The following is a 21,685-nucleotide window of genomic DNA, read 5'->3' as shown; positions in this document are numbered from 1 at the left end:
AAATTCGCTTATGCAGCGAAGTTATCCTGAAGGCTAGCACAAAATGACGTTAATCGAATGAAAATGCAGCGTTATTGTGATGATAGGCGGTGAGCTACGTTAAAATTTTGTTTAGAAAAACAGGGTGGTTAAAATTGCAGCATGCTGAGAGTTCCGTCTCGCAGCATAATCAGTGCGAGACGGTGCTTTCCGGATAAGCGATTATTTTAGCAGTCGCTGGCTGAGGGAACCGCCTTCAATATGCGGAGCCGGGCTGGTATAACGCACGTCGTCAACCGCCCAGCAGGTGCCTTCGCGCACCATTAATACTTCATCCTGCCATTCCTGCGGCTTGTCGCCATCACGGCTTAGCTTAACGCGCAACGGAATATTTCGCGCATCGCGGTTAGGAATGGTTGAGGCATCCGCCACGCTGGCAGAGCCAGGGCCAGCTGCCAGGCTGGAGAAAATATCGCCCTGTAGCGCAGCTTCTTTCTGCGGATTGTTGCTGGCTTTCAACAGCGTCTGATAAAGCTTATCGCTCAGGTAAGGGCGATATTTTGCCAGCAGTGCAGCATCCGGCAGGCCCTGAGTCGGTTGACTGGTGCGTAAATCATAAAACTGTTGCGCAACGGTATCCGGGCCACCGTCGACACAGGGAGAGGTACGGCTGCCGTTATCCTTATAGACCGGTTCTACCGTGGTACAGGCACTGAGCAGCAGTGCCAGCGGAGCCAGAGCGGCGAGTAATTTCATCTTGATTTCCTTATGGTTTCTGGATGGCGTTTTTTAGCATAAAGTATAGCTGGTTCGCCTGGCGATAAGAGCTAAAACCCACAATCTGCACACAAGGAGTCAACGATGCAATTTTCTACTACCCCGACGCTGGAAGGGCAACCCATTACGCAATACTGCGGCGTGGTGACTGGCGAAGCGATTCTGGGCGCTAATATTTTCCGTGATTTCTTTGCCGGTATCCGCGATATCGTCGGCGGTCGCTCGGGCGCCTATGAGAAAGAGTTGTGCAAGGCACGGCAGATAGCTTTTGCCGAGCTGGAGGAACAGGCCAAAGCACTGGGTGCGGACGCCGTGGTTGGCATTGATATTGATTACGAAACGGTCGGCAAAGATAGCAGCATGCTGATGGTCAGCGTCAGCGGCACTGCTGTAAAAACAGGTCGCTGATGCGTTTGCTGATGGCCGTGGCGGCGGCGTTAATGCTGAGCGCCTGTACGTCCGGGCTGGAGAAGCAGGATGGCTACGTGGTCGACACTCGCCATACGGCTTACGGCGCCCGGCCGCGTATCAAAACGCTGGTTATTCACTATACGGCAGAGGATTTTCCCCGGTCGCTGGCCACGCTGACCGATCGTGAAGTCAGCGTGCACTATCTGATAGCGGCTAAACCACAGCGGCACGGAAATCAGCCCACGGTGCTGCGGCTGGTGCCGGAGACCGAGCTGGCGTGGCATGCAGGTAACAGTTTCTGGCGTGGCGCGACAAGGCTGAATGATACCTCAATCGGCATTGAACTGGAGAATCCGGGCTACCGCCGTACCACGAACGGGCGGGTCTGGTATCCTTTTTCCGGCGAGCAGATAGCGGCGTTAAGGCCATTAATACGAGATATCGTTTTTCGTTACAACATACAACCACAGAATGTGGTTGGGCACAGCGATATCGCACCACAGCGTAAGCAGGATCCCGGCCCGCTGTTTCCCTGGCACTGGCTCTACGAGCAGGGATTGGGCGCGTGGCCGGATGCTGAACGCGTACAATATTACCTGGCGGGCAGGGCGCCAGACCAGCTAACCGATCGGGCTTCCCTGCTGGCGTTGCTTTCGCGTTACGGCTACGAAGTCACGCCAGCGATGTCTGACCAACAGCAACAGAAGGTTATTGCGGCTTTCCAGATGCATTTTCGACCGGCAAACTTTCAGGGTATTGCCGATGCACAAAGCGAGGCAATAGCCAGAGCGCTGCTGGAAAAATATGGCGAAAATTAGCTATTGGCTAAAAACGCTTTCCATTCGGCCACCACCTTTTCCAGCGCCTGGCGATCCACATCCAGGTGGGTAACTATGCGGGTAACCGCGCCGGTAGGCAGAATAATGCCTTTTTCATACATCCACGCTTTAAGCGGCGCGATCTGCTCTTGCGGCAGGCGTACAAAAACCATATTGGTGTTCTGGCTGGAAACCTGTACGCCAGCTTCTTTTAGCTGTGCCGCCAGCCAGGCCGCGTTGTCGTGATCTTCCTGCAGGCGTGCGACGTTATGTTCCAGCGCGTAAAGGCCAGCCGCCGCCAGTATGCCCGACTGACGCATGGCGCCGCCGGTCATTTTGCGCCAGCGTTTTGCTCGCTCTATATACTCTTTGCTGCCGCACAGTAATGAGCCAACAGGCGTGCCAAGGCCTTTTGACAGGCAGATAGTCAGCGTGTCGCAATATTGTGCCAGGTCCTGTAGCGTCACGTTTAGCGCTACCACGGCGTTGAAAATGCGCGCGCCATCGACGTGTAGCGCCAGCTTATGTTGACGGGTAAATTCCCACGCTTCCTGCAAATAGCTCAGCGGCAGGACTTTGCCATTATGGGTATTTTCAAGGCTTAACAGTTTAGTTATCGCAAAGTGAAAGTCGTCAGGCTTAATAAATTGTTCGACCACGTCCAGCGGTAACGTGCCGTCTTTGGCGGCCAGGACCGGCTGGGGTTGAATACTGCCAAGCACGGCGGCCCCGCCAGCTTCGTACTTATAATTATGGGCCAGCTGACCCACAATATATTCTTCGCCACGCTGACAGTGGCAAAGCAGCGCAACAAGATTAGCCTGGGTTCCCGTCGGCAGGAAAAGCGCCGCCTCTTTTCCGCTGAGGGCGGCCGCTTTGGCTTCCAGCGCGTTAACGGTTGGATCATCACCATAAACATCGTCGCCGGTTTCAGCCGCCATCATGGCTGACAGCATAGCTGCCGAGGGGCGGGTTACCGTATCACTGCGTAAGTCGATCACTGTTGCGCTCCTTGATGTAAGAACGGACGCCGAAGCGTCCGTAACATTAGCTCTGCCAATGTTTTACCGCAGCCAGTTAGTTTTTGCCAGCTCTACCACTTCATCACCGCGACCGCTGATAATAGCGCGCAGCATATAGAGGCTGAAGCCCTTGGCCTGCTCCATTTTGATCTGTGGCGGCATTACCAGCTCTTCACTGGCGGTGATAACGTCCAGCAGCACAGGGCCGTCGTGCGCCAGCATCTCCTGAATAGCGCTATCCAGCTCGGATGCACGCTCCACGCGGATCCCTTTTACGCCACAGGCTTTAGCAATATCGGCAAAAGCGGGGTTATGCAGCTCGGTGCCGTCTGTCAGATAGCCGCCGGACTGCATTTCCATCGCCACGAATCCCAGCGAGCTGTTGTTAAATACCACCAGCTTCACCGGTAATTTAAGCTGGGCAACGGTAAGGAAATCGCCCATCAACATTGAAAAACCGCCGTCGCCGCACATGGCAATAACCTGGCGCTGCTTATCAATTGACTGCGCGCCCAGCGCCTGAGGCATGGCGTTTGCCATCGAACCGTGGTTGAAAGAACCCAGCAGGCGACGCTTGCCGTTCATTTTCAGGTAGCGCGCGGCCCACACGGTCGGCGTACCGACGTCGCAGGTGAAAATAGCATCTTCGCTGGCGAAATGGCTGAGCTGCTGCGCCAGATACTGCGGATGAATCGCCTGCTTGTCATTCGGCGTTGCCAGGTCATCAAGACTTTTTCTGGCATCCTGATAGTGCCGTAATGCTTTATCAAGAAAGCGACGATCTTCTTTTACTTCAAGCCGTGGAAGCAGTGCGCAAAGAGCGGCTCTGACATCGCCAACCAGCGCCATATCAACGTGGCAGTGCGAACCAATGCTGCCCGGGTCGATATCGATCTGAATGATTTTTGCATCCGTGGGATAAAAGGCCCGATACGGGAAGCGCGTACCCAGCAGGACTACCGTATCGGCATTCATCATGGCATGGTAGCCCGATGAGAAGCCGATCAGGCCGGTCATCCCTACATCGTAAGGGTTGTCATACTCAATATGTTCTTTGCCGCGCAATGCATGGACGATAGGGGCTTTGAGCGTCTCCGCCAGCTGCACCACTTCCTCATGCGCACCCGCACAGCCATAGCCGCACATCAGGGTGATGTTTTTAGCTTCATTCAGTACCTGCGCCAGCTTGTCCAGCTCGCTTGCCGGTGGCTGAACAATGGGAAACTGCGGCGGATACCACTCCGCGCTGGCACCTTCTGGGGCGGGCTGTAGCGCAATATCGCCAGGAATAACCACCACCGACACGCCCCGGTTAATAATGGCTTTCCGCATGGCGATAGCCAGCACCTGCGGAAGCTGTTCAGGATTAGAGACCAGCTCGCAATAATGGCTGCACTCTTTGAACAACTCCTGCGGATGCGTTTCCTGAAAATATCCGCTACCGATTTCGCTGGAAGGAATATGCGCGGCGATAGCGAGTACCGGCACGTTGTTGCGATGGCAGTCATACAGGCCATTAATCAGATGCAGGTTGCCCGGACCACAGGAGCCGGCACAGACGGCCAGTTCGCCGCTAATCTGCGCCTCGGCTCCGGCCGCGAAGGCCGCCACTTCCTCATGGCGGGTCGGCATCCATTCAATGGTGCCCATGCGATTCAGGCTATCGCTCAGGCCGTTAAGTGAATCCCCGGTTACGCCCCAAATGCGCTTCACGCCGGCGTTTTCAAGCGTTTTTGCCAACAGTGCGGCTAACGTTTGCTTCATCTCTGACTCCTTTTCTATGTTTGGTGAGTCATCTTCCCGATGGCAGAATGATCTTCAGCAAAAAGCATAGTCCAGGCTGAGTGAAGGGAAAGGTAAGAAACAACCGGCTTTTCTTAGTATAAGTAAATCATCCGACAGAAGAAGTATCCGCAGGCAGCAATGCTGCAAGATCTTCTTCCACCGTAGATATCGTTCGCAGACCAAATTCTTTTTTTAATACCGCCTGCAAATTTGCCGTCAGAAAAGCGGGTGCCGTGGGACCGGTATAAATATTCTTCACGCCCAGCGACAGCAGCGTCAGTAAGACGACAATGGCTTTCTGCTCGAACCATGAAAGCACCAGCGACAACGGCAGTTCGTTAATATCGCAATGCAGTTTTTCCGCCAGCCTGAGCGCCAGTGCCACCGCCGCATAGCTGTCATTGCATTGTCCTGTATCCAGCAGGCGTGGCAGGCCGCCAAGCGTGCCAAAGTCGAGCTTGTTAAAGCGATATTTTCCACAGCCCAAAGTAAGCAGCAGACAGTTATCGGGAATCGCCGTAGCCAGCCCGGTAAAGTAGTTACGCAGATTACGCGTGCCATCGCAGCCACCCACCACGAAAATATGTTTAAGCTGGCGCGCTGCTATCAGATCGAGCACGCTATCGGCAGCATCCAGCAATGTCTGTCGGCCAAAGCCGACGGTAATATGATGAGGCGGTTCGTCCTGACAAAAGCCAGGCATCGCTTGCGCCTGAGCAATCACCGCAGAAAAATCTTCGCCGTGCAAATGGGGCACGCCAGGCCATCCGACGATGCTGCGCGTCCAGATGCGCTGCTGATAATCGCCTCTGAAGGGATCGATAAGACAGTTAGAGGTCATGATGATCGGGCCTGGAAAAGCCGCAAACTCTTTTTGCTGATGCTGCCAGCCGCTGCCGTAATTGCCGGCCAGATGAGGATATTTTTTCAACTGCGGATAACCATGCGCAGGCAGCATTTCGCCATGGGTGAAGATGTTGATGTTGCTACCAGCCGTCTGCTCCAGCAGCAGCTGCAAATCTTTTAAATCATGTCCCGAAATTAAAATAGCTTTATCGGCGACCGGCTGTGTATTGACTAAAACGGGTTGCGGATCGCCATAAACGGTTGTCTGCGCTTTATCCAGCATAGCCATAATGGCGAAATTCATTTTGCCAATGCGCATGGCCGTAGCCAGCAGGTCGCTACTGTCGCTCGGCATGCTGCCCAGCCAGGCCATGATTTGATGAAACTGCTGATAGATCTCGTCGTCAAAATAGCCGTGTACGTGGGCGTGCTCCAGATAAGCGGCCGCGCCTTTCAGGCCGTACAGGCAGAGTAACCGTAAGCCAAGGATGTCTTCGTGTTCCTCTTGCCGATTCAGGCGAAAACGCAGCGCTTGCTGCCGCAGCTGATGGGGCTCGTTGCCTTCCGGCACAATTTCCGCCATCGGGTGAAGTTTCATGTGATAAGGCTGCTGGCAGTGCGCTTTTAAGGTTTTGCGATAATTCACGGCCTGTTGCGCCAGCGCGACGATACGGCGATCGTCAAAATTTACGTTGGTTAACGTAGCAAAGAGTGCTTTTGGCACGAAGCTGTCGATCTCATGTAGCACAATTCCTTGCCGACGAGCTTCTAACGCCCATGCGGAAAGTCCCTGCAAAAGGGCGACCAACAAATCTTGCAGGTCGGAAGTCTGCGCCATTTTTCCGCAGGCGCCCTGTGTGCCGGTACAGCCGTTTCCTGCTGCACGGCGCTGGGTCTGTTCACACTGCATGCAAAACATACTGCTGCCCCTGAAAGATGCATTTAAAATGCAACATTAATGCACAATGCGTGTATATGTTTTACAAAATGGCTCCGGGTTGATTTAGCGCAAACTATTCGGGCTAACGGGCGGACACGAAAGGTTTTTTAAGAAAAAAGGCGGGAAATCGGAAAGGGGATATGAGGAATTAATTTACAGGAAAACGGCCTTGAAAAATGACAGGACGGCTCCATTTTACTAGTGTTGGTAAATGTTGCCCATAAAAATGCCAGCGACGCTGGCTGGCATTTTATCGCAAGGTTGGTCAGAATGACTGAGGCAGATCAGGCGCTGACTGCTACTGCCGCATTGACAGGAACGATAAGGCTGGCGTGATTGCCTTTCGGCCCCTGATGCACATCAAACTGCACCTGCTGCCCGGCTTTCAGCGTTCTGTAGCCATCCATCTGGATAGTGGAGTAATGCGCGAAGATATCTTCGCCGCCACCGACCGGACAGATAAAGCCGAAGCCTTTGGCATTGTTGAACCATTTAACAGTACCCGTCTCCATGCTTTGATCCCTCGCAAGACGTTCAAATGGGTGAGGTAATGAGGCACAAGCCTCCTGGCTGGTTAAAACGCATCCAGCTTACGCCTGTACTGTAGAGAAATGCGGCCAGGCGTCAAGCGATTGCACGGTTAAGGCGAGCACGAAATCATCAAAATTTGAGGCAGTTAACGCTATTGCTATTTTTGTGATGAAGGTCGCGTAGTAACAAGATGCCGTAAAAATTCATCGGCACCGGACAGCATTCTGAGCGTGCTAAACTTACCCTTAGAGATGTTAGTCTGGCGCAAGCAAGTAACGTTTTCATATTGGGTACGTATGGGAAACACTAACGATTGGCTTAATTTTGAACATCTTGCAGATGACAAACTTCGGGAAGGTCTCAAGCCGCCTTCTATGTATAAAGTTATTCTGAATAATGACGATTATACACCTATGGAATTTGTTATTGACGTACTGCAAAAGTTCTTTTCTTATGATGTTGAACGTGCAACGCAACTGATGCTTACGGTTCACTATCAGGGAAAGGCGATCTGCGGTGTTTACACCGCCGAAGTGGCAGAGACCAAGGTCGCGCACATTAACAAGTACGCGAGGGAGAATGAACATCCGTTGTTGTGTACGCTGGAAAAAGCCTGAATAAGGCGATCTATTGGGGGAGGTGCCTATGCTCAATCAAGAACTGGAACTCAGTTTAAATATGGCTTTCGCCAGAGCGCGCGAGCACCGACATGAGTTTATGACCGTCGAGCATCTGCTGCTGGCGTTACTGAGTAACCCATCAGCACGAGAAGCTCTGGAAGCGTGTACGGTTGATATCGTGGCGCTGCGGCAGGAACTCGAAGCCTTCATTGAACAAACAACGCCGGTATTGCCGGTTAGCGAAGAAGAACGCGACACGCAGCCTACGCTCAGCTTCCAGCGCGTATTGCAGCGTGCAGTTTTCCACGTACAGTCCTCCGGCCGTAGCGAAGTAGCTGGCGCAAACGTGCTGGTCGCTATCTTCAGCGAGCAGGAGTCGCAGGCGGCTTATCTGCTGCGTAAACACGAGGTCAGCCGTCTTGACGTCGTAAACTTCATTTCTCACGGCACGCGTAAAGACGAAGCCGGCCCTGCGCCTGGCGCAGAAAATCCGGTCAACGAAGAGCAAGCAGGCGGGGAGGAACGTATGGAAAACTTCACCACCAATCTTAATCAGCTTGCTCGCGTAGGCGGTATCGATCCGCTGATCGGGCGGGATAAAGAGCTGGAGCGTACCGTTCAGGTTCTCTGCCGTCGCCGGAAAAACAATCCGCTGCTGGTGGGTGAATCGGGCGTGGGTAAAACGGCCATTGCCGAAGGGCTCGCCTGGCGTATTGTGCAGGGCGACGTGCCGGAAGTGATGAAAGATGCCACCATCTACTCCCTGGATATTGGTTCGCTGCTGGCCGGCACCAAGTATCGCGGCGACTTTGAAAAACGTTTCAAAGCACTGCTCAAACAGCTTGAGCAGGATAACAGCAGCATTCTGTTTATCGATGAGATCCATACCATCATCGGCGCTGGCGCGGCTTCAGGCGGCCAGGTGGATGCTGCCAACCTGATTAAACCGCTGCTGTCCAGCGGCAAGATCCGCGTAATGGGTTCCACGACCTATCAGGAATTCAGCAATATCTTTGAAAAAGATCGCGCGCTGGCACGTCGTTTCCAGAAAATAGACATCACTGAACCTTCAGTTGATGAAACGGTCCAGATCCTGAACGGGCTGAAACCAAAGTACGAAGCGCATCACGATGTTCGCTATACCGCAAAAGCGGTGCGTGCAGCGGTAGAGCTGGCGGTGAAATATATCAACGACCGCCATTTACCGGACAAAGCTATCGACGTTATTGACGAAGCAGGCGCGCGTGCACGACTGCTGCCGGTCAGCAAACGCAAGAAAACGGTCAACGTGGCGGATATTGAATCCGTGGTGGCCCGCATCGCGCGTATTCCTGAGAAGAGCGTTTCGGCAACGGATCGCGATACGCTGAAAACGCTGGGCGATCGTCTGAAAATGCTGGTATTCGGTCAGGACAACGCGATTGAAGCTTTAACCGAGGCGATTAAAATGAGCCGCGCCGGTTTAGGCCAGGATCGCAAGCCTGTCGGTTCTTTCCTGTTTGCTGGCCCGACGGGCGTAGGTAAAACAGAAGTTACCGTCCAGCTGGCGAAAGCGCTGGGCATTGAGCTGCTGCGTTTCGATATGTCGGAATATATGGAACGCCATACCGTCAGCCGCCTGATTGGTGCGCCTCCGGGTTATGTCGGCTTCGATCAGGGTGGCTTACTGACGGATGCGGTCATTAAACACCCGCATGCGGTAGTGCTGCTTGATGAGATTGAAAAAGCGCACCCGGACGTCTTTAACCTGCTGCTGCAGGTGATGGACAACGGTATGCTGACCGACAACAATGGCCGTAAAGCGGATTTCCGTAACGTAGTGCTGGTCATGACGACTAACGCCGGCGTTCGCGAAACCGAGCGTAAGTCAATTGGCCTGATCCAACAGGACAACAGTACTGACGCAATGGAAGAGATCAAAAAAATCTTTACGCCAGAGTTCCGCAACCGTCTCGACAATATTATCTGGTTCAAACATCTGGATGCCGTTGTTATCCATCAGGTGGTGGACAAGTTCATCGTCGAACTGCAGGCACAGCTGGATGCGAAAGGCGTGTCGCTGGAAGTCAGCGATGAAGCGCGCAACTGGCTGGCAGATAAAGGTTACGATAAAGCGATGGGCGCGCGTCCAATGGCGCGTACGGTACAGGAAAACCTGAAGAAACCGCTGGCAAACGAACTGCTGTTTGGTTCACTGGTGGATGGCGGATCGGTTTCGGTGGCGCTCGATAAAGAGAAGAACCAGCTGACCTACCATTTCCTCAGCGCCGAAAAGCGCAAAACGGAAGGGACTGTACACTAAAGTTGAAAAGCAAAAGGCCGGAAAATTTCCGGCCTTTTTTTTACCAGTACGCTACGCAAAACGTTTGCCAGTCTGGCGAATATGAATTTAGCGAATACGGAAGGTAATGCGACCTTTATTCAGGTCATAAGGAGTCAGCTCAACGGTAACTTTGTCCTGCATCGAGATGCGGATATAGTTTTTGCGTATTTTACCGGAAATGTGAGCGGTAACGATATGGTCATTCTCTAATTTAACACGGTACATGGTGTTAGGTAACACTTCGATTACCTCACCCTGCATTTCAATATTGTCTTCTTTGGCCATCATATCCTCTGGATGTTATAACCTTTGCCATTAATCGGCAAATAATGCCGAATTTCGGACTTTATGTAAAGAACTGCTGGCGGTTCCACCAGCGTCAGCCTCTCCGCCGCGTGAAACACGCAGAAGAGGCACACGATTAATCAGTAGTTGGCACAACACCAGGGAATAAGCGGTCTGCAAAATGGCTTTTTTATTCGCGGTTGCGCGTATTGAAAAGTAAGAGACAAAGTACGTAATATTCCTGGCTGCTCCACTCCCACTTCGCCAGTAACGAAGGCGATGGATAAACAACATACCAAACGCCTATATTATAACACCGTTATGGCCTTCTGGCTGCAAAACATCACGGCGAACGCTTAAAAAAGCGTTCGCTGCTGCCAGCAATCGGTGGAAAGAGGCTGATTAGCCAGCGAATCAACCAGCTTTAAATAGTCGTTGCGGCTGATTTCTTCAGCACCCAATGAGGCAGTATGCGGATTAAGCACCTGGCAGTCAATAAGCTTGCCGCCCTGCTGCTGGAAGTAGCGGCTGAAAACCAGCAGCGCCGTTTTTGAGGCATTTTCGCGACGGCTAAACATGGATTCACCGCAAAATATCTGTCCAAGCGCCAGGCCATACATGCCGCCCACCAGCTCATTATGGTGCCATACCTCAACAGACTGCGCATCACCCGCATCAAACAGCTTTTGCCAGGCATGTTTGACCGCAGGTGTTATCCAGGTCCCTTCGTCACGATCGTCAGCGCAGCCTTCCACCACTTCGCTAAAGCTTTGATTCAGGGTAACGCGGTAGGGCGATCGCTGATGAAAACGCTTCATGCTACGGCTCAGGTGAAATTTTTCCGGCCAGAGGACGGCGCGCGGATCGGGTGACCACCACAAAATAGGATCGCCAGGAGAAAACCAGGGAAAAATACCGCGATGATAGGCGCTCAGCAAACGCGGCACGCTGAGGTCGCCGCCCATCGCCAGCAGGCCGTTAGGTTCCCGCAGGGCCTTTTCCGGCGGTGGGAAATGAAGTGACTCTCTGGAGAGCTGAATCAAACGCATAGTAACTGTCTCTGTAACACGAGAGGCTATGACTATAGCGCAATCTGCTGGCAGAGAGAGCAGTAGCGGCTGCGTTTTGAGATTAATTCGACGTGGTTTCCCTGCTCAATGATCTGTCCGCCTTCCATAACGCAAATTTTGTCAAAATGCGCCAGATCCTGCAGGCGATGGGTCACCATAATCAGCGTTTTTCCCTGGGCGGCCTGGCGGATTAACGCTAAGATTTGCCGCTCGGTTTGGCTATCAAGCCCTTCAGTCGGTTCATCCAGCAGGAGCAGCGGGCCATCATGCAGCAGCGCACGCGCCAGACCAAGTCGCCGTAACTCTCCGCCTGACAGCTGACGCCCGCCTTCGCCCAACCAGGCGTTAAGCCCTTGCTTATGAGCCAGCAGCGTTTGCAGGCCTACCCGATCGAGCACGCTGGCAAGCTGCCGATCGCTACTGTCCGCCGCCGCTATCAGCAAGTTATCGCGCAGCGTGCCGTTGAACAGATGAACCCTTTGCGTTACCACGCTCGTCGCTTTACGTAACGAAGCTTCATCCCACTCTTTTAAAGCACGCCCATTCATTAAAATCATCCCTTCAGATGGATCCCATGCGCGGGTCAACAGCTGAAGTAACGTTGATTTTCCACAGCCGGTGCATCCTGATAGCGCCACATGTTCGCCTTGTGCTACTTCCAGTGAGATATTTTGCAGGGCCGCTTTGCCCGTCGTATAGCCGAAACTGACATTGCGCAGGCTTAAACAAATGCCGGCTGTATTTGTTTTCGTGGATGGAAACACGACGGTTGGCTGCTGTAAAATAAGGCTGCTGACGCGCCGGGCCGAGGCCATAACTTCTCCAAGATGTAGAAAGGCGCTGCCGACCGGTGCCAGCGCTTCAAAAGCCGCCAGCGTGCAGAATAAAAACAGAGCAATAACCGCGCCAGCCTGGCTATCTGCGCTTAGCCACAGCATCAGCACGGTGGTTATACCTGTTACGGTCATCAGTACAGCCTGCGATAAGCCGTTAAGGCTGGCACGAGATCGCTGCACGCGAAGCCATTGTTGTTCCGTTTCATCCAGCACGGCGTAAAAACGCGGCTCCGCACCGTAGATTTTAAGTTCTGCCTGGCCACGCAGCCATGTCGTTAGCCGATCGCGGTAAAGCGAGCGCCAGTGCACCAGCGCTTCGCCTCCTGATTTACCCAGATAATAGAAAAGGGGAGGCAGCAGCAGCAGGCTCAGCAGCATGATTGCGCCGAGAGTCAGCGCAAGCGACCAGTTCAGCCAGCCCAGCCCCAGCGTAACCGCCAGAATAGCCGCAAGCGCGCCCAGCAGAGGGGAAATGAGCCGTAAATAGAGGTGATCGAGCGTATCTATATCGGCGACCAAACGCTGCAACAAATCGCCCTGACGAAGATGCGAAAGACCGCCCGGGGAAAGCGGGATCAGTTTATCGAAAGTGAAAACACGCAGGTGTTCAAGAATGCGAAACGTGCCGTCATGGCTGACCAGACGCTCGCCATATCGGGCAGCTGTACGGAGGATTGCCGCGCCGCGAACCCCGGCGGCAGGCAACATATAATTAAAGCCATAGAGACCTGCCGCACCTGCCAGCGAGCAGGCGGCCAGAAACCAGCCGGACAGCGTCAGTAAGGCAATACTGGCTAACAGCGTGACTATCGCCAGAAAAATCCCCAGCGCCAGGCGGCCGGTATGGAGGCGGTACAGGGCTAAAAAAGGGCGTAATAGCTTCATCTGTTTTCTCCAGCAGGCTGGAAAAATGTTTCTATTAACATGCCGCTTTGCAAAAGCAGCTGGTCTTTATCTTTTTGTGGGAAAATTTTGCCACTGTGCATTAGCCAGATCCTGTCCCAGTGCGTCAGCTGATCCAGCCGGTGCGTAATAAGCAGGGTGGTTTGACGACGGGAGGCGGCTTTAAGAGCCTGATTAACGTAACGTTCGCTTTCGCTGTCGAGACTGGCTCCCGGCTCGTCAAGCAGCAGCAAACGGCAGGATTTGTACAGCGCTCTGGCAACGGCAATACGCTGTGCCTGGCCCACGGATAAGTTGGCTGCCTGTTCCTGCACAACCGTCTCTATTCCTTCGGGCAGGTCGGCAAGAAAACGTTCGATTCCTGCAAGCTTGCAAACCTGCGCCAGTTTTAACGGGTCGTTACTGCCGTCCAGCGCGATATTTTCACGCAGTGTTGCAGCGGGAAGATGGGGATTTTGCCCGACCCACGCAAGCTGCTGCTGCCAGAAGGGGGGCGAGATTTCGCGTAATTCAATGTCATTGATTTTTAACGATCCCTGATAGGGCAAATAGCCTGATAGCACATTAAATAGTGACGTTTTACCCGCGCCGCTTTGCCCAACAATTATGATGCGCTGTCCGGGTTCGATAACAAAATTCAATGGACCCGCCAGAACCGTCTCGTCAGGCGCGACAACCCGTAGATCCGTAGCGGTAATCGTCATGCCCCGGCTCAAATCGGGCGTCAATGCGCCCGGCGGTTGTCTTTCTGCTGTCAGGAATTTTTCCAGTGCATCAGCTGCGCCTACGGCCTGTGCTTTCGCATGGTAAAAAGATCCTAATTCCCTGAGCGGTTGAAAGAACTCTGGTGCAAGTATCAACGAAAGAAAACCGGCAAACAGCGTGACGCCAGCGCCATAGTGTCCAAAATTTAGCTCGCCGAGGTAAGAGAAGCCGAAATAAACGGCAATAACGGCTATCGAAACAGCGGCGAAAAACTCCAGAACGGCAGAGGAAAGAAAGGCTAGCCGCAGCACTTCCATAGTGCGCTGGCGAAATGTGGCGGAGGCTTCGCGAATGCGCTGGCTTTCTGCTGTAGCCTGGTGAAACAGCCGCAGCGTTTCCAGACCGCGCAGACGATCGAGAAAATGACCGCTGAGCCGCGCCAGCGCCTGAAAATTGCGTCGGCTCGCGTCGGCTGCACCCATACCGGCTAAAGCCATAAACAGGGGAATAAGCGGTGCGGTAATTAATAATATGAGCGCCGCCATCCAGTTGAGCGGGAAAAGGAAAATAAGAATGAGGCAGGGAATTAGCACGGCCAGCCACATTTGCGGCAGATAGCGGGAATAGTAATCCTGCATGTCTTCAATCTGCTCCAGCAAAAGCGTTACCCAGCTTCCGGCTGCTTTGGTTTGGACTATCGCCGGACCGGCTTCGCCAAGCTTTTTCAGCACCTGCTGCCGCAGCTTTTGCCGAATTGCACAACCGCAGGCAAACGCGGCTTTTTCGCGTAGCCAGAGCAGGAAAGCACGCAGCAAAAAACAGCTAAAAAGCAGGATAAAATAAGGCGATAAACTTTCGCGAGGAAGCCCGTCGATAATAAGTGACTGTAGCAGCGTCGCCAGCAGCCATGCCTGACAAAGGATCAGCAAAGCGCCACCCGCGCCCAGCGTCAGCGAAACCTTAAACCAACCGTGACCGTAAATACGCTGCTTTCTAAGCCAGAAAAGTAATTCTTGCTGCCGTAATTTGTTCATGCTCTGCCGTAATGCTCTACATTCAGCCAATCAGTAGCCGAATGCCTTACAGTTACCAGGGGAAATTACCGGTAATGGTACCGCGCAGAAATGAAAAAGGCGACCCGTCCGGGGTCGCCTCTGGCAAGATAGCATCAGGCTTGTAACAAATTACTGAGACTCTTTAACCAGACCATCCAGATAGCGTTCGGCATCCAGGGCGGCCATACAGCCTGTTCCGGCCGAGGTAATCGCCTGGCGATAGATATGGTCCATCACGTCACCTGCAGCGAAGACGCCAGGAATGCTGGTTTGCGTAGCGTTGCCATGCAGGCCGGACTGCACCTTGATATAGCCATTTTCCAGCTCAAGCTGATCTTTAAAAATAGCCGTATTTGGGCTGTGACCAATAGCCACGAACAGACCCGCTACGCTCAGCTCTTTCTGCGAATCATCAAGCGTTGAGCGTAGACGCAGTGAGCTAACGCCCATCTGGTCGCCCAGGACTTCATCCAGCGTCTGGTTAGTGTGCAGCACGATGTTGCCGTTGCGCACTTTTTCCATCAGCCGGTCAATAAGGATCTTTTCTGCCCGGAAGTTGTCACGACGGTGAATCAGATGCACTTCTGCAGCAATGTTCGCCAGATAAAGCGCTTCTTCTACCGCCGTATTACCGCCGCCGATCACCGCGACTTTCTGGTTACGGTAGAAAAAACCGTCACAGGTCGCACAGGCTGAAACGCCACGGCCTTTAAATTCTTCTTCAGACGGCAGGCCAAGATAGCGGGCTGAAGCACCGGTTGCGATGATCAATGCGTCAGCAGTGTATTCGCCGCTGTCGCCCGTCAAGCGGAAAGGGCGGTTTTGCAAATCGACGTCGTGAATATGATCGAAAATAATTTCGGTATTAAATTTTGTCGCATGTTCGTGCATACGTTCCATCAGGCCCGGCCCGGTCAGATCGTGCGGATCGCCCGGCCAGTTTTCTACTTCTGTCGTCGTGGTCAGCTGGCCGCCTTTCTCCAGGCCGGTAATCAGCACTGGATTCAGGTTGGCGCGTGCCGCATAAACGGCTGCGGTATAACCTGCGGGACCGGAACCTAAAATAAGTAATTTACTGTGTCTGGCCTTGCTCATGAGACCCTCTCGAATTGACAACCATTTGCTGATTGTAGGGAATTTGCCGCGGCAAAAAAAGCATTCTGCGATTTTGTTAGCAATGGTTGTAAAAGGTTTAACCAATTTGCTCCCGAACGCTGCGCCATAGTGGGGCAATCCGGGTCGCAAGATGGTGCAGTACGGTAAATTTTCCATTATAAAACAGTTACGCAGCGTCACATCTGGCATGTTGTACTGATTTTAGTTGTTTTACTTTGACAATCGGCTGCGCTTTTGCGAAAACAGTGTAGGAAGCAGAGGGCATTCAGGCTGACAGGACAGGTTCTCTCTGTCCTCCGTGGCCGGATGAACTCAGTCTGTCATTGGTCATGACGCATGGTGTGGACAGACAACATGCGTCATACGGATGGGCGTGATAAACCGCAGCAGGCTCCAGACTTCACTTAGAACAGCCCTGTAACGGAGTAACCTTGTTCAGGGTATGGCAGGTCAAGGGAAGGCATTTAGAGAGACAATAATAATGGTAGACAATAAAAAACGGCCTGGAAAAGATCTCGACAGGATCGATCGCAACATCCTTAACGAACTGCAGAAGGATGGACGCATCTCAAACGTCGAGCTTTCCAAACGCGTAGGTTTATCACCTACACCATGCCTTGAGCGTGTACGTCGTCTTGAAAGACAGGGGTTTATCCTTGGCTATACCGCCCAGCTGAATCCACACTATCTGGATGCGTCGCTGTTGGTATTCGTTGAGATTACTCTGAATCGTGGTGCGCCTGACGTGTTTGAGCAATTTAACGCCGCGGTGCAAAAACTTGAGGAAACTCAAGAGTGTCATCTTGTTTCAGGCGATTTCGACTATTTGTTGAAAACGCGCGTGCCGGATATGTCGGCCTATCGTAAATTACTGGGTGAAACCCTGCTGCGCCTGCCGGGCGTAAACGATACGCGGACCTATGTCGTGATGGAAGAAGTGAAACAAAGTAACCGGTTAGTCATTAAGACACGGTAACACAGGGCAGGTGCAAAACCTGGTAGTTTTCGGTACACTCCTGTGAATTCATACAGGTTCAGCGTCGGGCTTGCCCGACGCTGTTGCCTCCATAGTTTACAGGCACCTGGAGAGTACTCTTGAGCCAGGAATACACAGAAGATAAAGAAGTGTCCTTACAGCCGTTAAGCAGTAGTCGTCGGCTGCTGGAAGCATTGTTGATCGTTGTTGCTCTTTTTGCCGTCTATCTGATGGTAGCGTTGTTGAGCTTTAACCCTTCCGATCCCAGCTGGTCGCAAACCGCCTGGCATGAACCAATCCACAATCTGGGTGGCAGTCCGGGCGCGTGGCTGGCCGATACGCTATTTTTCATTTTTGGCGTCATGGCCTATGCCATTCCTCCTGTTATCCTCGGGCTATGCTGGATTACCTTTCGTCAGCGACATTCGCAGGACTATATTGACTACTTTGCCGTTGCGCTGCGCCTGATTGGCGTACTGGCGCTGGTAGTCACTTCTTGTGGTCTTGCTGCGCTAAATGCTGATGATATCTGGTATTTTGCCTCCGGCGGCGTTATCGGCAGCCTGTTAAGCAACGCCATGGCCCCCTGGTTTAGTCCGGCAGGCGGCACGTTAACGCTGCTTTGCGTTTGGGCTGCGGGCGTGACGCTGTATACAGGCTGGTCGTGGCTGACCATTGCTGAAAAAATTGGCGCGGCGGTCATGGGCGTATTGACCTTTGCCAGCAACCGTTCACGTGATGAAGAGCGTTGGCAGGAAGAGTACGATGACGAAGAACATGAACCGGCACCTGTTTTAAAGAAAAGCGCGCGTCGTGAAGAAGACGATGTGCTATTAAATCAGTCAGCAAATTTTTATGAAGATGATGACAGCGACCCGCTGTTAAGCAAGCCTGCGGCTGCTCCGGCTGCTCCGGCTGCTCCGGCTGCTCCGGCTGCTCCGGCTGCTCCGGCTGCTGTAGCTTCCCATACAGCTGCAGCACAGGGTGCGGCTACGGCGACCTTGGCAGCATCAACCCCGGTATCATCGGCAGCTGCTCCCGCCTCCACGCATACTGAACAGGCATTTTCGGCCGTCGAAGCCCCGGAACTTTATCGTTTTGAAGTGCCGGCAGAGACGCCTGCACCAACCGTGCCCGTTGCTGAAGAAGATGATGCTCCGCGCATGGGTAACTGGCAGGAAGCCTCGGCTTCACCTTTTGATTTTTCTACGCCGCAAGCTACTCATTCCACTGAGATAGAACCGCATGCGGCTAATGTAGCGCAAGCGAGTGCTGTAGCCTCGGCGGCCTTTATGCCTGGCTTCAGCGCTACCAGTGAAACCACTAATCCGCAGGTGAAGCAAGGAATCGGGCCAGCGTTACCACGGCCTAATCCCGTTAAGCTTCCCACCCGCCGCGAATTAGCTTCCTACGGTATTAAACTGCCGTCGCAGCGTATTGCAGAGGAAAAGGCGAAGGAAGAAGAGCAGCGCCTGCAGCAGGCCGTTGATTCTGAAGCAGAGCAGCAGGATGAAACGCATCTGCGCGAGGCTTTCGATGCTCAACAACAGGCTCGCTATGGGGAACCGGCTGCGGCTGAAGCAAGTGCGGAAGATGAGGAAGAAATTCGACATCAGGCCGAGCTTGCCCGCCAGTTTGCCGGGCAGCAGAGCGAGCGCTATGCCGGGCAGCAAAGTACCTCGGCGATGGTAGCAAATACCGCGGGTGCTTTTGATTTCTTACCGGCGGAAGAGGCGGCGGCTAAAGTCGAAGGCGCTTCGTTTACGTCATCAGCTGCGGCGGAGCCAGTCAAACCAGCACCGTCGTGGCAGCGACCAGCACCGCAGCAGGAACCTGAGCAGCCAGCTATACCATCATGGCAGCGACCAGCCCCGCAGCAGGAACCTGAGCAGCCAGCTATACCATCATGGCAGCGACCAGCCCCGCAGCAGGAACCTGAGCAGCCAGCTATACCATCATGGCAGCAGCCAGCGCAGCAGCAGGAACCTGAGCAGCCAGCCGCTCCTTCGTGGCAGCGATCAGCCCCGCAGCAGGAGCCTGTACAGCCAGCTACACCGTCATGGCAGCGGCCAGCACCACAGCAGGAACCTGAGCAGCCAGCCGCACCTTCGTGGCAGCGACCAGCACCGCAGCAGGAGCCTGTGCAGCCAGCTACACCATCGTGGCAGCGATCAGCCCCGCAGCAGGAACCTGAGCAGCCAGCCGCACCTTCGTGGCAGCGATCAGCCCCGCAGCAGGAACCTGAGCAGCCAGCCGCACCGTCATGGCAGCGGCCAGCACCACAGCAGGAGCCTGAGCAGCCAGCCGCACCTTCGTGGCAGCAGCCAGTACAGCAGCCGGAGCCTGCGCCAGAAATAAAGGTGGAAGATAGCCTGTTCCACCCATTCCTGGTGCGTCATGAGCAGCCGCTGGAAAAACCAACCACGCCACTGCCAACGCTGGACTTGCTGACGGCTCCACCAGCGGAAGCCGAGCCGGTAGATATGTTTGCGCTTGAGCAAACGGCACGGCTGGTTGAAGCTCGCCTGGGCGACTATCGTGTCAAAGCGGAAGTCGTGGGTATTTCTCCAGGACCGGTTATTACACGGTTTGAACTGGATCTGGCACCTGGCGTTAAGGCTGCTCGTATTTCTAATCTGTCACGCGATTTGGCCCGTTCGCTTTCCGCAGTAGCGGTACGCGTCGTGGAAGTTATTCCCGGTAAGCCGTATGTGGGTCTTGAATTGCCTAATAAGCATCGCCAGACCGTCTATATGCGTGAAGTACTGGAATGCGACATGTTCCGCGATAATCCTTCGCCGCTTTCTGTGGTGTTGGGTAAAGATATCGCTGGAGAGCCGGTCGTGGCCGACCTGGCAAAAATGCCGCATTTACTGGTAGCGGGTACTACCGGCTCGGGTAAATCCGTTGGCGTAAACGCCATGATTATCAGCATGCTCTATAAAGCCACGCCGGAAGAAGTGCGCTTTATCATGATCGACCCGAAAATGCTTGAGCTGTCGGTTTATGAAGGTATTCCGCATCTGTTAACAGAAGTGGTTACCGACATGAAGGACGCGGCTAACGCATTGCGCTGGAGCGTGGGCGAAATGGAGCGCCGCTATAAGCTTATGTCGGCGCTGGGCGTGCGTAATCTGGCTGGCTATAACGAGAAGGTCAGGCTGGCGGAAGAGATGGGGCGTCCGATTCCGGATCCGTTCTGGAAGCCGGGCGACAGCATGGAAACGTCGCCGCCAATGCTGGAAAAGCTGCCTTATATCGTGGTGCTGGTTGACGAGTTTGCCGATCTGATGATGGCGGTAGGCAAAAAAGTGGAAGAGCTGATTGCCCGTCTGGCACAGAAGGCGCGTGCGGCAGGTATTCACCTTGTACTGGCAACGCAGCGCCCGTCGGTAGATGTCATCACCGGCCTGATTAAAGCCAACATTCCAACTCGTATTGCCTTTACGGTTTCCAGCAAGATCGACTCGCGTACGATCCTCGATCAGGGCGGTGCCGAATCGCTGCTGGGGATGGGCGATATGCTGTATATGCCGCCAAACTCCTCAATGCCGGTACGCGTGCACGGTGCTTTCGTCAGGGATGAGGAAGTGCATGCAGTGGTTCAGGACTGGAAAGCCCGCGGTCGTCCGCAGTATATAGAGAGCATCACGGCAGGCGAAGAGAGTGAAAGCGCTGCCATGGGACTTGATGGCGACGAAGAGCTCGATCCGCTTTTCGATCAGGCTGTGTCGTTCGTTGTTGAAAAACGTCGCGCCTCGATATCTGGCGTTCAGCGGCAGTTCCGCATCGGTTATAACCGAGCGGCACGCATTATTGAACAGATGGAAGCGCAGAGCATAGTTTCGCCGCCGGGCCACAACGGCAATCGCGAAGTGCTTTCACCACCGCCGCATGAGATGTAACGCGTAACCAACGGGCCGGATTATCCGGCCCGTTGAATTTCCAGCGATTGTCTCCATATCATATCCGTGTAATCAGCTAATTCCCCTGTTGTTATCTCTGCCGCCTGGCTACAGTTAAGGCTGCCCGCTAACCGGGATAAAAAAGTTTCAATAAGGATGCCGTAAATGAAAAAATTGACGATCACATGCTGCCTGCTTGCTTCTTTTGCTTCTGCCAGCGTCATGGCCGATGCCTCTGCTGATTTACAGCAGCGCCTGGATAAAGTAACCAGTTTTCATGCCAGCTTTACCCAAAAAGTTACCGATGGCAGCGGCCAGTCCGTTCAGGATGGGGAAGGCGAGCTGTGGGTAAAGCGTCCCGATTTATTTAACTGGCACATGACCGCGCCCGATGAAAGCGTACTGATTTCCGATGGCAAAACCCTGTGGTTTTACAACCCGTTTGTTGAGCAGGTCAGCGCGACCTGGTTGAAAGACGCCACCAGCAATACGCCATTTATGCTGATCGCTCGTAACCAGCGCAGCGACTGGAAGCAGTACAACATTAAGCAGCTTGGCGACAACTTTGAGCTGACGCCAAAATCGACCGACGGCAACCTGAAACAGTTTACGATTAACGTTTCAACCAACGGTACCATTAACCAGTTCAGCGCGGTGGAGCAGGATGGTCAGCGCAGCAGCTACAGCCTGAAAAGCCAGCAAAACGGCGCGGTTAATCCTGATAAATTCCGCTTCACTCCGCCAAAAGGCGTGACGCTGGACGATCAACGTCAGTGAGGTCA

Annotated in this window: 17 protein-coding genes; 7 read left to right on the top strand and 10 right to left on the bottom strand. The window is 53.6% G+C overall.

From position 1 onward, the window contains the following. Nucleotides 1-201: 201 nt before the first annotated feature. Nucleotides 202-741, bottom strand: coding sequence for a lipoprotein (locus ACMGGR_RS13945; RefSeq protein WP_414148966.1), 540 nt, complete (start codon nucleotides 739-741; stop codon nucleotides 202-204). A 99-nt stretch (nucleotides 742-840) separates the two neighbouring features. On the opposite strand from ACMGGR_RS13945, the gene ACMGGR_RS13940 reads away from it, so the two are divergent. Continuing rightward, entirely contained in the window at nucleotides 841-1,164 is a 324-nt protein-coding gene (locus tag ACMGGR_RS13940) for a heavy metal-binding domain-containing protein (protein ID WP_414147136.1), read from the top strand. Next, nucleotides 1,164-1,985, top strand: a complete 822-nt coding sequence (locus ACMGGR_RS13935) for an N-acetylmuramoyl-L-alanine amidase (RefSeq protein ID WP_414147135.1) — start codon at nucleotides 1,164-1,166, stop codon at nucleotides 1,983-1,985. Before ACMGGR_RS13940 ends, ACMGGR_RS13935 begins: the two co-directional genes overlap by 1 nt. Here ACMGGR_RS13935 and ltaE read toward each other — a convergent pair. The 4 genes from ltaE to cspD form a co-directional block, all read right to left on the bottom strand. Continuing rightward, a complete protein-coding gene (gene ltaE / locus ACMGGR_RS13930; protein WP_414147134.1) occupies nucleotides 1,982-2,986 on the bottom strand; it encodes a low-specificity L-threonine aldolase in 1,005 nt (334 codons plus the stop codon). The genes ACMGGR_RS13935 and ltaE overlap by 4 nt on opposite strands. Before the next feature lie 63 nt (nucleotides 2,987-3,049). Then, on the bottom strand, nucleotides 3,050-4,771 hold the full coding sequence (gene poxB / locus ACMGGR_RS13925; protein ID WP_414147133.1) for a ubiquinone-dependent pyruvate dehydrogenase: 1,722 nt from the start codon (nucleotides 4,769-4,771) through the stop codon (nucleotides 3,050-3,052). 127 nt (nucleotides 4,772-4,898) lie between these two features. Beyond that, nucleotides 4,899-6,557 (bottom strand): hydroxylamine reductase, encoded by a 1,659-nt coding sequence (gene hcp, locus ACMGGR_RS13920; protein WP_414147132.1) that lies wholly within the window; start codon nucleotides 6,555-6,557, stop codon nucleotides 4,899-4,901. 305 nt (nucleotides 6,558-6,862) lie between these two features. Beyond that, a complete protein-coding gene (gene cspD / locus ACMGGR_RS13915) occupies nucleotides 6,863-7,090 on the bottom strand; it encodes a cold shock-like protein CspD (RefSeq protein ID WP_246760522.1) in 228 nt (75 codons plus the stop codon). 315 nt (nucleotides 7,091-7,405) lie between these two features. On the opposite strand from cspD, the gene clpS reads away from it, so the two are divergent. Both clpS and clpA read left to right on the top strand, forming a co-directional pair. Then, entirely contained in the window at nucleotides 7,406-7,726 is a 321-nt protein-coding gene (gene clpS / locus ACMGGR_RS13910) for an ATP-dependent Clp protease adapter ClpS (RefSeq protein ID WP_246760523.1), read from the top strand. Between the two features lie 28 nt (nucleotides 7,727-7,754). After that, nucleotides 7,755-10,031 (top strand): ATP-dependent Clp protease ATP-binding subunit ClpA, encoded by a 2,277-nt coding sequence (gene clpA / locus ACMGGR_RS13905; protein WP_246760524.1) that lies wholly within the window; start codon nucleotides 7,755-7,757, stop codon nucleotides 10,029-10,031. 87 nt (nucleotides 10,032-10,118) lie between these two features. On the opposite strand, the gene infA is transcribed toward clpA, so the two are convergent. From infA to trxB, 5 genes are all read right to left on the bottom strand, one after another. Next, nucleotides 10,119-10,337 (bottom strand): translation initiation factor IF-1, encoded by a 219-nt coding sequence (gene infA / locus ACMGGR_RS13900; RefSeq protein ID WP_246760599.1) that lies wholly within the window; start codon nucleotides 10,335-10,337, stop codon nucleotides 10,119-10,121. Between the two features lie 356 nt (nucleotides 10,338-10,693). Then, nucleotides 10,694-11,386, bottom strand: coding sequence for a leucyl/phenylalanyl-tRNA--protein transferase (gene aat / locus ACMGGR_RS13895; protein ID WP_246760525.1), 693 nt, complete (start codon nucleotides 11,384-11,386; stop codon nucleotides 10,694-10,696). Between the two features lie 32 nt (nucleotides 11,387-11,418). After that, nucleotides 11,419-13,128, bottom strand: coding sequence for a heme ABC transporter ATP-binding protein/permease CydC (gene cydC / locus ACMGGR_RS13890; protein WP_414147131.1), 1,710 nt, complete (start codon nucleotides 13,126-13,128; stop codon nucleotides 11,419-11,421). Continuing rightward, on the bottom strand, nucleotides 13,125-14,885 hold the full coding sequence (gene cydD, locus ACMGGR_RS13885; protein ID WP_414147130.1) for a heme ABC transporter permease/ATP-binding protein CydD: 1,761 nt from the start codon (nucleotides 14,883-14,885) through the stop codon (nucleotides 13,125-13,127). Before cydD ends, cydC begins: the two co-directional genes overlap by 4 nt. Before the next feature lie 150 nt (nucleotides 14,886-15,035). Continuing rightward, complete coding sequence (gene trxB, locus ACMGGR_RS13880) at nucleotides 15,036-16,001, bottom strand: thioredoxin-disulfide reductase (protein WP_414147129.1); 966 nt, start codon at nucleotides 15,999-16,001, stop codon at nucleotides 15,036-15,038. Nucleotides 16,002-16,503: 502 nt separating this feature from the next. Between trxB and lrp the strand changes: the two genes are divergently transcribed. From lrp to lolA, 3 genes are all read left to right on the top strand, one after another. Further along, nucleotides 16,504-16,998 carry a leucine-responsive transcriptional regulator Lrp gene (lrp, locus tag ACMGGR_RS13875; protein WP_006118610.1) on the top strand — a complete coding sequence of 165 codons (495 nt, stop codon included), beginning with the start codon at nucleotides 16,504-16,506 and terminating at the stop codon, nucleotides 16,996-16,998. Nucleotides 16,999-17,117: 119 nt separating this feature from the next. Then, nucleotides 17,118-20,903: a DNA translocase FtsK 4TM domain-containing protein gene (locus ACMGGR_RS13870; protein WP_414147128.1), complete on the top strand. Its 3,786-nt coding sequence runs from the start codon at nucleotides 17,118-17,120 to the stop codon at nucleotides 20,901-20,903. 165 nt (nucleotides 20,904-21,068) lie between these two features. Next, entirely contained in the window at nucleotides 21,069-21,680 is a 612-nt protein-coding gene (lolA, locus tag ACMGGR_RS13865; protein ID WP_246760530.1) for an outer membrane lipoprotein chaperone LolA, read from the top strand. Nucleotides 21,681-21,685 lie beyond the last annotated feature (5 nt).

This window comes from Erwinia sp. BNK-24-b, from assembly GCF_047456155.1.
Classification (GTDB): domain Bacteria; phylum Pseudomonadota; class Gammaproteobacteria; order Enterobacterales; family Enterobacteriaceae; genus Erwinia; species Erwinia phyllosphaerae.
Note: the sequence above shows the minus strand (reverse complement) of the source record. Positions and strands in the feature narration are given on the sequence as shown.

Bases quoted from the DNA above. Each gene is read 5' to 3' on its own strand.
- ACMGGR_RS13940 (WP_414147136.1), top strand. From the start codon at position 841: ATGCAATTTTCTACTACCCCGACGCTGGAAGGGCAACCCATTACGCAA.
- ACMGGR_RS13935 (WP_414147135.1), top strand. From the start codon at position 1,164: ATGCGTTTGCTGATGGCCGTGGCGGCGGCGTTAATGCTGAGCGCCTGT.
- poxB (WP_414147133.1), bottom strand. From the start codon at position 4,771: ATGAAGCAAACGTTAGCCGCACTGTTGGCAAAAACGCTTGAAAACGCC.
- hcp (WP_414147132.1), bottom strand. From the start codon at position 6,557: ATGTTTTGCATGCAGTGTGAACAGACCCAGCGCCGTGCAGCAGGAAAC.
- cspD (WP_246760522.1), bottom strand. From the start codon at position 7,090: ATGGAGACGGGTACTGTTAAATGGTTCAACAATGCCAAAGGCTTCGGC.
- clpS (WP_246760523.1), top strand. From the start codon at position 7,406: ATGGGAAACACTAACGATTGGCTTAATTTTGAACATCTTGCAGATGAC.
- clpA (WP_246760524.1), top strand. From the start codon at position 7,755: ATGCTCAATCAAGAACTGGAACTCAGTTTAAATATGGCTTTCGCCAGA.
- infA (WP_246760599.1), bottom strand. From the start codon at position 10,337: ATGGCCAAAGAAGACAATATTGAAATGCAGGGTGAGGTAATCGAAGTG.
- aat (WP_246760525.1), bottom strand. From the start codon at position 11,386: ATGCGTTTGATTCAGCTCTCCAGAGAGTCACTTCATTTCCCACCGCCG.
- cydC (WP_414147131.1), bottom strand. From the start codon at position 13,128: ATGAAGCTATTACGCCCTTTTTTAGCCCTGTACCGCCTCCATACCGGC.
- cydD (WP_414147130.1), bottom strand. From the start codon at position 14,885: ATGAACAAATTACGGCAGCAAGAATTACTTTTCTGGCTTAGAAAGCAG.
- trxB (WP_414147129.1), bottom strand. From the start codon at position 16,001: ATGAGCAAGGCCAGACACAGTAAATTACTTATTTTAGGTTCCGGTCCC.
- lrp (WP_006118610.1), top strand. From the start codon at position 16,504: ATGGTAGACAATAAAAAACGGCCTGGAAAAGATCTCGACAGGATCGAT.
- lolA (WP_246760530.1), top strand. From the start codon at position 21,069: ATGAAAAAATTGACGATCACATGCTGCCTGCTTGCTTCTTTTGCTTCT.